The sequence below is a fragment of the Streptomyces flavofungini genome (assembly GCF_014650815.1).
In the GTDB taxonomy this organism is placed as follows: Bacteria; Actinomycetota; Actinomycetes; order Streptomycetales; family Streptomycetaceae; genus Streptomyces; species Streptomyces flavofungini.
On the sequence record NZ_BMVR01000015.1, the window covers coordinates 220,808 to 234,941 of the forward strand.

The 14,134-nt window shown below is 73.6% G+C and carries 2 protein-coding genes; both read left to right on the plus strand.

Features of this window, described 5'->3' with window-relative positions; genetic code table 11:
- Nucleotides 1–45: 45 nt before the first annotated feature.
- On the plus strand, nucleotides 46–6,606 hold the full coding sequence (locus IE274_RS32210) for a non-ribosomal peptide synthetase (RefSeq protein WP_190119468.1): 6,561 nt from the start codon (nucleotides 46–48) through the stop codon (nucleotides 6,604–6,606).
- A gap of 10 nt (nucleotides 6,607–6,616) precedes the next feature.
- Nucleotides 6,617–14,134, plus strand: a 7,518-nt coding sequence (locus tag IE274_RS32215) for a non-ribosomal peptide synthetase (RefSeq protein ID WP_190119469.1), incomplete at its 3' end; no start/stop codon positions are given.

Genomic DNA, 14,134 nt, shown 5'->3' on the forward strand with positions numbered 1-14,134 from the left:
GGTGCGTCGGAGGAGGAGCTCAGGGGCGGAGAGGCGCCGGTGCCGGTGGGGACGATTCCTGAACTGTTCGAGCGGCAGGTCGTCGCGGTGCCGGACGCGACCTCTGTGGTCTTCGGCGACGCGTCGCTGAGCTTTGCCGACCTGGACGCGCGCGCGAATCGTCTCGCGCGGTTTCTGATCGAGCGCGGCGTCGGCGCGGAGACCGTCGTCGCCGTGGCGCTGCGCCGTTCGCCCGAGTGGTGCGTGACGGTGCTGGCCGTGATGAAGGCGGGCGGCGCCTACCTCCCGGTGGACCCGGCCTACCCCGCCGACCGCATCGCGTACATGGTCGAGGACTCCGCGGCCGTCCTGGTCCTGGTCGACGAGGACACCGCCGGTCTGCTGCCCGAACTGCCCGCCCCCGTCGTGCGGTTGGACGACCCGGAGGTCACCGGCGCCGTCGCCGCGCACGCCGCCGGTGATGTCGGCGACGCCGAGCGCGCCACCCCGCTGACCGTCGCCAACGCCGCGTACGTCATCTACACCTCGGGCTCCACGGGCCGCCCCAAGGGCGTCACCGTCACCCACACCGGCATCGCCAACCTCGTCGGCGCCATGCTCGACCGCATGAACGTCACGCCGGACAGCAGGATCCTGCAGTTCTGCTCGCCGAGCTTCGACGTGTCCGTGGGCGAGCTCGGCATGTCGCTGCTCTCCGGCGCCACCCTCGTCATGGCCGACAAGGACGCCCTCGCCCCCGGCGCCCCGCTCGTCGAGACCGTCAACCGGCACGCCGTCACCCACGCGGTGCTGCCGCCCGCCGTGCTCGCCGCCCTGCCGACCGGCTCGCTGCCCACCCTGCGCAGCCTCGCGGTCGCCGGTGAGGCGACGGCACCGGAACTCGTGGCCACCTGGGCCGCCGACCGCCGGATGATCAACGGCTACGGCCCCACCGAGGCCACCGTCGGCGTCACCCTGAGCGCCCCGCTGGCCGGTGACGGCCAGGTGCCGCCGATCGGCGCGCCCCTGCCCAACACCCAGGTGTACCTCCTCGACGACGACCTGAAGCCGGTGCCCGAGGGCGCCCCGGGCGAGCTGTACATAGCCGGGGCGCCCCTCGCCCGCGGCTACCTCGGCCGCCCCGGCATGACCGGCGAGCGCTTCGTGGCCTGCCCGTTCGGCGAGCCCGGCGCGCGGATGTACCGTACCGGCGACCTCGTGCGGTGGGGCGCCGACGGCCAGCTCGTCTTCCTCGGCCGCGCCGACACCCAGGTCAAGATCCGTGGCTTGCGCATCGAACTGCGCGAGATCGAGGCCGCGTTGCTCGCCCACCCGCGCGTCGCGCACGCCGTCGTGGTCGTCCACGAGGGCCGGGGCACCGGCAAGCAGCTCGTGGGCTACGTCGTCCCGGCCGGAGCCGGTGACGCCGAGGCCGCGCGCGAGGACGCCGCCAGGAGCGGCGGCACCGGCCACATGGCCTTCGACTCCGGCTTCCCCACCGGCGAGCTGCGCACCTACCTCGGCCGGCGCCTGCCGGACTTCATGGTGCCCGCGACGGTGATGGTGGTGAACCGGCTGCCGTTGACGACCAACGGGAAGGTCGACAAGAAGGCGTTGCCGGAGCCGGAGTTCAAGGGCGGCGCGTACCGCGCGCCCAGGACGCCGGAGGAGGAGGTCCTTGCGGGCGCGTTCGCCGCGGTGCTCGGCCTGGACCGGGTCGGGATCGACGATGACTTCTTCGTCGTGGGCGGGGACAGCATCCAGTCGATCCAGGTCGTATCCCGCGTGCGCGCGGCGGGCCTTGAGATCAGCGCGCGGGAGGTCTTCGAGGCCCGCACGGTGGCGCGGCTCGCCGAGGTCGCGGCGGCCAACAGGCTGGCGGACGCGCCGGTGGCGCTGGCGGAGCTGGCGGGCGGGGGCGTCGGGTGGATGCCGCTGCTGCCCGTCGCGCGGTTGCTGCGGGGGTGGGGGCCCGGGTTCGACCGGTGGCTGCAGGCGATGGTCCTCGACCTGCCCGCGGGCATCGGTCACGACCAGCTGACGGCCACGCTGAGTGCGGTCGTCGACCGGCACGACCTGCTGCGGGCACGCCTGGTGGCGTCGGACGGGGGCGGGCTTCAGGTCGCCCCGGCGGGATCGGTCGACGTGGCCGCGCTGGTGCGGCGGGTGGAGTGCGACGGGGCCTGGGACAGCGAGGCCTGGCATGCCTCGCTGCGGGCCGAACTCGAAGCGGCTGCCGCCTCGTTGGACCCCGGGGCGGGCGCCATCGCGAAGTTCGTCTGGTTCCGGCCCACCGGCACGGACGCTCCCGGGCGGCTGCTGGTGGTGCTGCACCACCTGGTCGTGGACGGCGTGTCCTGGCGCATCCTCATGCCCGACCTCGCCCTGGCCTGGAAGCAGGTCCGCGACGGCCGTACCCCCGAACTCCCGCCCGTCGCCACCTCCATGCGGCGCTGGGCCCATGCCCTGGCCGACGAGGCGGCCACCGAGAAGCGGACCGCCGAACTCGCCCTCTGGCGCGGGATCGTGGACGGCCCCGACCCCGTCCTCGGCACCCGCCGTCTGGACCCGGCCCGCGACGTCATCGCCACCCTCACCGAGACCCGCGTCCGGCTCCCCGCCCCCGTGACCGAAGCGCTGCTGACCACCGTCCCGGCCGCCTTCCACGGCGAGGTAAACGACGGCCTCCTCGCCGCCCTCGCCCTGGCCCTGGCCAAATGGCGCCGGATGCGCGGCACCGACGAGCCGTCCTCCCTGATCCGTCTTGAGGGCCACGGCCGTGAGGAAGCCGCCGCCCCCGGCGCCGACCTCTCCCGCACCGTCGGCTGGTTCACCAGCGTCTTCCCCGTCCGTCTCGACCTGACCGGCACCGACCTCGACGACGCCCTGGCCGGCGGCCCCGCCGCCGCCCGCGCCCTGAAGGCGGTCAAGGAGCAGCTGCGGGCGATCCCCGACAAGGGCATCGGCTACGGCCTCCTGCGCCACCTCAACCCCCGGACCGCCGACGTCCTGTCCGCCTACGGCCACGGTCAGGTCGGCTTCAACTACCTCGGCCGCTTCTCCCCCCACACCGACATGCCCGCCCACGCGCAAGGCCTCGGCTTCACGCGGGCCGCCGACGTGGCGGAGCTGGCGGAGCTCGACGCCGCGCAGGACCAGGCGATGCCCGCACCGGCCGAGGTCGACATCAACGCCGCCGTCACCGACACCCCCGAAGGCCCGCAACTTGGCGCCCTGTTCACCGCCCCCTCCGGCATCCTCACCCAGGACGACGTACAGGAACTCGCCGACCTCTGGCGCACCGCCCTGGAAGGCCTCGTCCGGCACACCGCCCGGCCCGGCGCCGGTGGCCTCACCCCGTCCGACGTCCCGCTGGTCGACGTCGCGCAGAGCGACATCGAGGGCTGGGAGGAGCGGTTCCCCGGCCTGTCGGACGTGTGGCCGACCTCGCCGCTCCAGTCCGGCCTGCTCTTCCACACGCTGCTGGCCGACGGCGCGGAGTCGTCGTTCGACGCCTACCAGGTGCAGTACGCACTCCAGCTCTCCGGGAACGTCGAACCGGCCCGGATGCGCGCCGCCGGGCAGGCCGTGCTCGACCGCCACCCCGCCCTGCGCACCGCCTTCGTCCACGACGCGGCCGGCGGCCTCGTGCAGCTCGTCGTCGACGGCGTCGAGCTGCCCTGGCAGGAGGTCGACCTCAGCGGCACGCCCGAGGGCGAACGCGACGCGGCGTTCGAGAAGTTCCTGGCGGACGACCTCTTGGCCCACTTCGCGGTCACCGAGCCGCCGATGCTGCGGCTCTCCCTGGTCAAGCGCGAGGCCGAGCGGTTCGAGCTGGTCCTGACGGCGCACCACGCGCTGTTCGACGGCTGGTCCCTGCCGCTGCTCGTCCAGGACGTCCTGCGCTGCTACGGCACCGGCGGCGACACCACCGGCCTGCCGCCCGCCCGGACGTACCGCGACTACCTGGCCTGGCTCGCCCAGCAGGACCCCGAGGCGTCCGCCGAGGCCTGGCGCGCGGAGCTGGACGGCGTCGACGAGCCGACCCTGCTGGCCCCCGGCGCAGAAACCGGAAGCCGCAGTACCGGCATCGGGCAGGTCGACGTACCACTGACTCCGGCCGAGGCCACCGGGCTGACCCGGAGCGCCGCCGACCTCGGCGTCACCCTGAACACCCTCGTGCAGGGCGCCTGGGGCCTGCTCCTCGGGCAGTTGACGGGGCGCCGGGACGTGCTGCTCTCGGCCACGGTCGCCGGGCGTCCGCCCGCGCTCGCGGGGGTCGACGGAATCGTCGGCATGTTCCTCAACACCCTGCCCGTACGCGTCCGGTGCGCCCCCGGCGACACCCTCGCCGACCTGCTCACCGGACTCCAGGACCGGCAGGCGGCCCTCCTCGACCACCACCACTACGGCCTGACCGAGATCCACCGGACCACCGGTCTCAAGGCCCTGTTCGACACCCTCGTCGGGTTCGAGTCGTTCCCGCTGGACCGCGGCACGATCAGTGAGGCCGGCGCGGCCGCCGGGATCACCCTCACCGGGATCCGCGCGTTCACCGCGAGCCACTACCCGGTGACGGTCTTCGTCTACCTGGACGGGGAGTACCCGCGCCTGAACGTCCAGTATCAGCGGGACGTGTTCGACCAGGACGAGGCGGGCACCCTCGCCGCGCGCTTCGGCCGGATCCTCGCCACCCTCGCCGCCGACCCGCACCGGGCCGTCCGCGCCGTCGACGTCCTCGACGCCGCCGAGCGCGAACGGCTGATCGTCGGGCTCAACGACACCGCCGAGGCGACGCCCGGGCTGACGATCCCCGGCCTTTTCGAGGAGCAGGCGGCGCGGACCCCGGACGCGGTCGCCGTCGTCTTCGACGAGCAGCAGCTCACGTACGCGGAACTCGACACCCGCGCCAACCGGCTCGCCCGCGAGCTGATCAAGCAGGGAGCGGGCCCCGAGACGATCGTCGGCCTCGCCCTGCCGCGCTCCGCCGACCTCGTGGTCGGCATGCTCGGCATCCTCAAGTCCGGCGCCGGATACCTGCCGATCGACCCCGCGTACCCGAGCGCGCGCCTCGGTTCGATCCTCGCCGAGGCCGCCCCGCGGTTCGTGCTCACCGACTCCGCGACCACCGGCGTGCTGCCCGCCTCCGAAGTGCCGCACGTGCACCTCGACGCGCTCGGCCTCGACGGCGCGCGGGGCGGACCCGTCACCGACGCCGACCGGCTCGCGCCGCTGCGCCCCGACGGCATCGCCTACGTGATGTACACGTCCGGCTCCACCGGCACCCCCAAGGGCGTCGTCATCACGCACGCCAACGTCGTCAACGGCGTCACGCGGCTCGCGCGGCGGGTCGCCGGGGGGCCCGGCTCCCGGATGCTCGCGGGCACCTCCGTCAACTTCGACGTGTCGGTGTTCGAGACGTTCACGACGCTGTGCTCCGGCGGCACCGTCGAGGTCGTCCGGGACGTCCTCGTCCTCGCCGAGCGCGACAGCTGGTCCGGCAGCGTGATCAGCACCGTGCCGTCCGTCTTCGACGAACTGCTCCCACAGATCGCGGCCAGGACCAAGGTCGAGACGCTGGTGTTCGCCGGTGAGGCGCTGCCCGCCGCGCTGGTGGGCCGCATCCGCGAGGCGCTGCCCGGCGTGCGGGTCGTCAACGCCTACGGCCAGAGCGAGACCTTCTACGCCACCACCTTCGCCCTCGCCGCCGACGAGCCCTGGTCCGAAGCGGCGAGCGCCCCCATCGGCACGCCGATCGGCAACATGCGCACCTACGTCCTCGGCCCGGGCCTCACCCCCGTACCGGCGGGCGTGGTCGGCGAGTTGTACGTGGCCGGGAACATCGGCCGCGGCTACCACGGCCGTGCGGCCCTGACCGCCGACCGCTTCGTCGCCGACCCCTACGGTCCGGCGGGCGGCCGCATGTACCGCACCGGCGACCTCGCCCGCTGGAACGCCGATGGCCAGCTGGAGTACGTCGGCCGCGGCGACGCGCAGGTCAAGGTGCGGGGCTTCCGCATCGAGCCCGCCGAGATCGAAGCCGCCCTCACCGCGTTCCCCGCCATCGCGCAGGCCGCGGTCGTCGTCCACGACGGCGGCGGGAGCGTCGGCAGGAGGCTCGTCGGCTACGTCGTACCCACCGCGCCCGACGGCACCGTCGGTGCGGGCGGCGCCCGGAGCACGGGGCGCGCGGTCGACATGACCGAGCTGCGCGACTTCGTCATGGGCCGCCTGCCCGAGTACATGGTGCCCGCCGCGGTCGTGGTCCTCGACCGCTTCCCGCTGGCCCCGAACGGCAAGCTGGACCGCGAGGCCCTGCCCGAGCCGGAGTTCGCGGGCGCGGCCTACCGCGCGCCGCGCGACGAGCGGGAGGAGACCCTCTGCGCGCTGTTCGCCGAGGTCCTCGGCGTGGAGCGGGTCGGGATCGACGACGACTTCTTCGACCTGGGCGGGAACTCCCTGCTGGCCACGCGGCTCACCAGCCGCATCGGCAAGGCACTCGGAGTCGGTGTGCCGATCCGGGCGGTCTTCGCCTCGCACAGCGTCGCCGAACTGGCGCGCACGGTGCGGAACGCCACGGCGTCGCGCCGGCCCAAGCTGCGCAGGATGAACAGGAGCGGACAGTAAAATGATCCCCTTGTCTTTCGCACAGCGGCGGTTGTGGTTCATCAGCCGCTTCGAGGGCCCCTCGGCGACGTACAACCTCCCCTTCCTGCTCCGCTTCAGCGGCGAGCTGGACACGGCCGCCCTGGAAGCGGCGGTCCGTGACGTGGTGGAGCGGCACGAGAGCCTGCGCACCCGCATCGTCGAGAACGCCGACGGCGTCCCGGCGCAGGAGGTCCTCGCGCTCGCCGACGCCCGCCTGGAGATGCCGCTCGTCGAGGTGGCGCCGGACGCCCTGGAGGCGGCCATCGCCAAGGAGGCCGCGTACGTCCTCGACCTCGCCACCGAGATACCCCTGCGCCCGACGCTGCTCAAGTCGGGCGAGCGCGAACACGTCCTGGTGCTTCTCATCCACCACATCGCCAGCGACGGCGAGTCCATGGGCCCGCTGGCCCGCGACCTCGCCACCGCCTACCGCGCCCGCCTCGCGGGCACCGCGCCGGACTGGGAGGAACTCCCGGTCCAGTACGTGGACTACACGCTGTGGCAGCGCGAACTGCTCGGCGACGAGAACGACCCCGAGAGCGTGCTCGCCGCGCAGGTCGACTACTGGCGCGACGAGCTGGCCGGCGTCCCGCAGCCGCTGCAGCTGCCCGCCGACCGCCCCCGCCCGCCCGCCGCCGGCCACCAGGGCGACGGCGTCAGCCTGGGCGTCGACCCCGACCTGGTCGCGAAGGTCGAGCGGCTCGCGCGCGAGCGCGACGTGACCGTGCCGATGGTCATGCAGGCCGCGCTGATGGTCACCCTGCAGCACCTCGGCGCCGGTGAGGACATCGCGCTCGGCTCCACCGTGGCGGGCCGCACCGACGACGACCTCACCGAACTCATCGGCTTCTTCGTCAACACCTGGGTGCTGCGCGGCGACCTGTCCGGCGCCCCGACCTTCGAGCGGCTGCTCGCCCAGGTCCAGGACAAGGCGCTGGCGGCGTACGACAACCAGGACGCGCCGTTCGAGCGCCTCGTGGAGATCCTCAACCCGGAGCGCTCCACCGCCTACCACCCGCTGTTCCAGGTCATGTTCACCTGGGAGACCGAGGTCGGCACCGAGCTGGCACTCCCCGGCCTGACGACGCGGCTCGAAATGCTGTCGACCACGACGGCCAAGTTCGACCTGGAGTTCGACCTCTTCCACGACCCGGCCAAGAAGTCGATGCTGCTGTACCTGGAGTACGCCACCGAGCTGTTCGACCGGCGCACCGCCGAGGCCGTCGCCGAGCGCTACGTCCGCGTCGTACGCCAGCTCGTCGAGAACCCGACCGCGCCCGTCACCCGCGTCGACGTCCTCCAGCCCGGCGAACGCGAGCTGGTCCTCGGCCAGTTCAACGACACCGCCGTGGCCACGCCCGCGCTCACCGTGCCCGGCGCCTTCGAGAGGCAGGCGGCGGCCACCCCGGACGCCGTCGCCGTCGTGCACGAGGAGCGGGAGTTCACGTACGCGGAGCTGAACGCCCGCGCGGGCCGGCTCGCGCGCGACCTCATCGGCCGCGGCGTCGGCCCGGAGAGCGTGGTCGGCCTGTGCCTGCCGCGCTCCGCGGACCTCGTCGTCGGCATGCTCGGCATCCTCAAGGCGGGCGGCGCCTATCTGCCGATCGACCCCAAGTACCGGGGCACCCGCCTGGACTTCATCCTCTCGGACGCCCAGCCGCACCTGATCCTCACCGACGCCGACACCGTCGGCATACTGCCGGGGGACAGCGAGGGCGCGGCGCCACGGCTCCTCCTCGGCGACGTGGACCTCGACGCCGCCACCGCCGCCGACGCGGAGCTGACCGACGCCGACCGGATCGCGCCGCTCAGCCCGGACCACGTCGCTTACGTGATGTACACCTCCGGCTCCACCGGCACGCCCAAGGGCGTCGCCATCACCCACGGCAACGTCGTCAACGACATCACCGGACTGGCGTCCGCGGTGGGCGTCCAGGCCGGTTCGCGGGTGCTCGCGGGCACCTCCGTCAACTTCGACGTCTCGGTCTTCGAGACCTTCACCGCGCTGTCCACCGGCGGCACCCTCGAAGTGGTCCGCGACGTCCTCGTCATCGGCGAGCGCGGCGGCTGGACCGGCGGCGTCGTCTCCACCGTCCCGTCCGTCTTCGCCGAACTCCTCGACCAGGTCGACGGGAAGATCGACGCCGACGCCGTCGTCTTCGCCGGTGAGGCGCTGCCCGCGGCCCTGGTGCGGCGCGTGCGCGAGGCCATCCCCGGCGTCCGCGTCGTCAACGCCTACGGCCAGAGCGAGAGCTTCTACGCCACCACCTTCGCGGTCTCCGACACCGCCCCGTGGCACGGCACCAGCAGCGCCCCCATCGGCAGCCCGCTGGGCAACGTCCGCACCTACGTCCTCGGCCCGGGCCTGCAGCCCGCCCCCGTCGGCGTCGCGGGCGAGCTCTACGTCGCGGGCGTCGTCGGCCGCGGCTACCAGGGCCGCCCCGACCTCACCGCGGACCGCTTCGTCGCCGACCCCTACGGCCCGGCCGGGTCCCGGATGTACCGCACCGGTGACCTCGCCCGCTGGAACGCCGACGGCCGCCTGGAGTACGTCGGCCGCGGCGACGCGCAGGTCAAGGTCCGCGGCTTCCGCATCGAGCCCGGCGAGATCGAGGCCGCGCTCACCGCCCACCCGGGCGTCGCGCAGGCCGTCGTGACCGTGCACCAGAACCGCGGCGGCAAGCAACTCGTCGGCTACGTCGTGCCCGTGGGCTCCGACGACGGCGCCGTCGGCTCCGGTGACGTCGACAGCCTCGGCGAACTCGACGTCGACCTGACCATGGTCGTCTCCTCCCGCGAGCTGCGCCGCTTCGTCGCCACGCGCCTTCCCGAGTTCATGGTCCCGTCCGTCTTCATGATGCTGGACCGCCTCCCGCTCGCCCCGAACGGCAAGCTGGACCGCAAGGCCCTGCCCGAGCCGGAGTTCACCGGCGGCCGGTACCGCGCCCCGCGCACCCCCGCCGAGGAGGTCCTCACCGGCGTCTACGCCGAGGTCCTCGGCCTGGACCGGGTCGGCATCGACGACGACTTCTTCGCCGTCGGCGGCGACTCCATCCGCTCCATCCAGGTCGTGTCCCGGGCCCGCGCCCAGGGCGTCGAGGTCAGCCCCCGGCAGATCTTCGAGTGCCGCACCGTGGCCGAGCTGGCCGACGTCGCGGCGGCAGGCGGCCAGGCCACCGTCCTGGCGGAGCTGGCGGGCGGCGGCGTCGGCTGGATGCCGCTGCTGCCCGCCGGGCACTTCCTGAAGGAACTGGGCGGCGGCAGCGACCGTTTCTCCATGTCGATGGTCCTCGACCTGCCCGTCGGCATCGACGAGACGGGCCTCGTCGCGACCCTCTCCGCCGTCGTCGACCACCACGACATCCTGCGCTCGCGCCTGCTCACCGACGGCGACGGCGGCCTCGAAGTCGCCCCCGTCGGCGCCGTTGATGTCGCCTCGCTCGTCCACCGCGTCGCCTGCGACGGACAGTGGAACGACGCCTGGCGCGACCTCGCGTTCGCCGAACTCGACGCCGCCACCGACCTCCTGGACCCCGCCGCCGGCACCATGGCGCGGTTCGTCTGGTTCGACGCGGGCGCCGACAAGCCCGGCCGACTCCACCTCGTCCTGCACCACTTCGCCGTCGACGGCGTGTCCTGGCGCGTCCTCCTGCCAGACCTCGCCGCCGCCTGGAAGCAGCTCAAGGCCGGGCAGCCCCCTACCCTCGACGCCGTCGCCACCTCCGTGCGCCGCTGGGCGCACGCCCTGGTGGACGAGGCCGCGAGGCCCGAGCGCACCGCCGAGCTGGAGCTGTGGGAGTCCGTCGTCGCCGGGCCCGATCCGGTGCTCGGCAGCCGCCGCCTCGACCCGGTCACCGACACCGTCGCCACGGTGGAGCACGTCGTCGTGCGGGTGCCCGTGCCCGTCACCGAGCAGCTCCTGACCACGCTGCCCGCGGCCTTCCGCGGCGGCGTCAACGACGGCCTTCTCGCCGCCCTCGCCCTCGCCGTCACCCGCTGGCGCCGCGCCCGCGGTGTCGACGAGCCGACCGTGCTGCTGCGCCTGGAGGGCCACGGCCGCGAGGAGCACGCGGTGCCCGGCGCGGACCTGTCCCGCACCATGGGCTGGTTCACCAGCATGTTCCCGCTGCGCCTCGACATCGACGGCATTGACGTCGACGAGGCCTTCGCGGGCGGCGCCGCCGCCGGTGCCGCGGTCAAGGCCGTCAAGGAGCAGGCCCTCGCCATCCCCGACAAGGGCCTCGGCTACGGCCTCCTGCGCTACCTCAACCCGGAGACCGCGGACATCCTGCGCCGCTGGTCCACCGGCCAGATCGCCTTCAACTACCTGGGCCGCTTCTCCACCTCCACGGACCTGCCCGACCACCTGCGCGGCCTCGGCTTCAGCCAGGCCGAGGGCACCGCCGACATCCTCGCCGACCTCGACGCGGACATGCCCGCCCTGTCGGTGTTCGACGTCAACGCCCTCGTCCTGGACGCCGAGGAGGGCCCGCGGCTCAACGCCCGCATCGGCTTCCCCGCGGGCGTGCTCTCGGCCGCCGACGCGCAGGACCTCGCCGACCTGTGGGTGCAGGCCCTCGAAGGCCTCGTCCGGCACGTGTCGGCGCCGGGCGCGGGCGGCCTCACGCCGTCCGACGTGCCGCTGGTCACGACCACGCAGGCCGACATCGAGCGGTGGGAGCGCCGCTACCCGGGCGTGTCCGACGTGTGGCCGCTCACCGCCGCCCAGTCGGGCCTGCTGTTTCACACGATGCTCTCGGACGCCTCCTTCGACGCGTATCAGATGCAGCTCGTCCTCCACCTGTCCGGCAAGGTCGACCCCGCCCGCATGCGCGCGGCCGGACAGGCCCTGCTCGACCGGTACGCGAGCCTGCGCACCGCGTTCGTCACGGACACCGAGGGCAACCAGGTGCAGCTGGTCCTCGACGAGGTCGCCCTGCCGTGGCTGGAGTTCGACCACAGCTCCCTCGGCGACGCCGAGCGCGAGGCGGCCCTGACGAAGCTCCTCGCCGACGACCACGCCAAGCACTTCGACCCCGTCGACCCGCCGATGCTGCGGATGACGCTGGTCACCCTCGGCGGCGACCGCGCGGAGCTGGTGTTCACCGCCAACCACGTGCTGTTCGACGGCTGGTCCGTGCCGCTGCTCCTGCAGGACCTGCTGCGCCTGTACGGCACCGACGGCGATCCCACCGGGCTGCCCCGCGTCCGCGGCTACCGGGACTTCCTGGTCTGGCTGGACCAGCAGGACCGCGCCGAGGACACCCGGGTATGGGCCGAGGAACTGGCCGGGGTCGACGAGCCCACCCTGCTCGTTCCCAGCGCCCGCCCCGGCGCGGAGCCCGGCGGCATCGGCCAGGTCGACGTGCCGCTCGCCGCCGGGTCGGCCCGGGAACTCGCCCGCCGCGCCGCCGATCTCGGCATCACCATGAACACCGTCGTGCAGGGCGCCTGGGGCCTGCTCCTCGCGGAGCTGACCGGCCGCGGGGACGTCGTGTTCGGCGCCACCGTCTCCGGCCGTCCGCCGGTCGTGCCGGGCGTGGACCACATGGTCGGCCTGTTCATCAACACGCTTCCCGTGCGGGTGGACCGCGCGCCGCGCGCGTCCCTCGCCGACGTCCTCACCGCCCTGCAGAACCGGCAGGGCGCGCTCCTGGACCACCAGCACCTCGGTCTCGGCGACATCCAGAACGCGGTGGGCCTGACCTCGCTGTTCGACACGATCGTGGTGTTCGACTCCTACCCCGTCGACTCGGTCGGCCTCACCGACGCGTACGCGTCGGCGGGCCTCGAAGTCACCGGCATCAGCCCGCTCAGCGGCACCCACTACCCGCTGATCGTCGCCGCCGACGCCGAGCCGCACCTGCGCCTCGGCCTGCAGTACCAGCACCACCTCTTCGAGCGCGCGGACGTCGAGGCGCTCGCGGCCCGCTTCCACCGCGTCCTGCTCCAGCTCGTCGAGGACCCGCGCATCCCCGCCGGGCACGTCGACATCCTGGGCGCGGCCGAGCGCGAGCACGTCCTGTACGGCTTGAACGCCACGGCCGCCGAGACGCCCGCGCTCACCATCCCCGGCCTGTTCGAGCAGCGGGCGGCGGCGGCCCCGGACGCGGTCGCCCTCGTGTGCGACGACACCTCGCTGACGTACGCCGAGCTGAACGCCCGCGCCGACCGCCTCGCGCGGGAGCTCATCGCCCGTGAGGTGGGCCCGGAGACGGTCGTGGGCCTGGCCCTGCCGCGCTCGGCCGACCTGGTCACGGGGCTGCTCGCGGTCCTGAAGGCGGGCGGCGCCTATCTGCCGATCGACCCGAAGTACCCGAGCGCCCGCCTGGACCACATCCTGTCCGACGCGGCGCCGAAGCTCCTGCTCACCGACGCGGACACTGTCGGCGTGCTGCCCGAGACGGACATCCCGCGCCTGTTCCTCGGCGCCGTGGACCTCGAACCGGCGGCCACCGACGCCCCGTTGACGGATGCCGACCGCAGGGCCGCGCTCAAGCCGGACCACATCGCGTACGTGATGTACACCTCGGGCTCGTCCGGCACCCCGAAGGGTGTGGCGGTCACCCACCACAACGTGGTGAACGGCGTGACGTGCCTCGCCGCGTCCGTGGGCATCGACGCCACCACCCGCGTCCTCGCGGGCACCTCGGTCAACTTCGACGTGTCGGTCTTCGAGGCCGTCACGACGCTGTCCCAGGGCGGCACTCTGGAGGTCGTCCGGGACGTGCTGGTCGTCGGCGAGCGGGGCGGCTGGTCGGGTGGCGTCGTGTCCACTGTTCCGTCGGTGTTCGCCGAGCTCCTTGACCAGGTCGACGGCGAACTCACTGTGGACTCCGTGGTGTTCGCGGGTGAGGCGCTGCCCGCGGCGCTCGTGGACCGGGTGCGCGAGGCCATTCCGGGTGTCCGCGTCGTCAACGCCTACGGCCAGACCGAGTCGTTCTACGCGACGACGTGGGCGCTGCCCGCCGACCAGGAGTGGGGCGGCTCGGGCAGCGTCCCCATCGGCGCTCCGCTCGGCAACATGCGGGCCTATGTGCTCGGTTCGGGTCTCGCGCCCGTGCCGGTGGGTGTCGTGGGTGAGCTGTACATCGCGGGTAACGTGGCGCGCGGCTACTTCGGGCGCGCCGACTTGACCGCCGACCGCTTCGTCGCCGACCCCTACGGCCCGGCGGGCGGCCGTATGTACCGCACCGGTGACCTCGCCCGCTGGACCCCCGAGGGTCAGCTCGACTACGTCGGCCGCGCCGACGCGCAGTTCAAGGTGCGGGGCTTCCGCATCGAGCCCGGCGAGGTCGAGGCCGCGCTCGCCGCGCACCCGGACGTGGCGCAGGGCGTGGTCGTGGCCAAGGGCACCGGCACCACCGACAAGCGCTTGGTGGCGTACGTCGTCCGGGCCGGGAACGTCGAGGACATCGACGTCACCGCGCTGCGGGAGCACGTGGGCGGGAGGCTGCCCGAGTTCATGGTCCCGTCGGCCTTCGTCGTCCTGGAGCGCCTTCCGCTG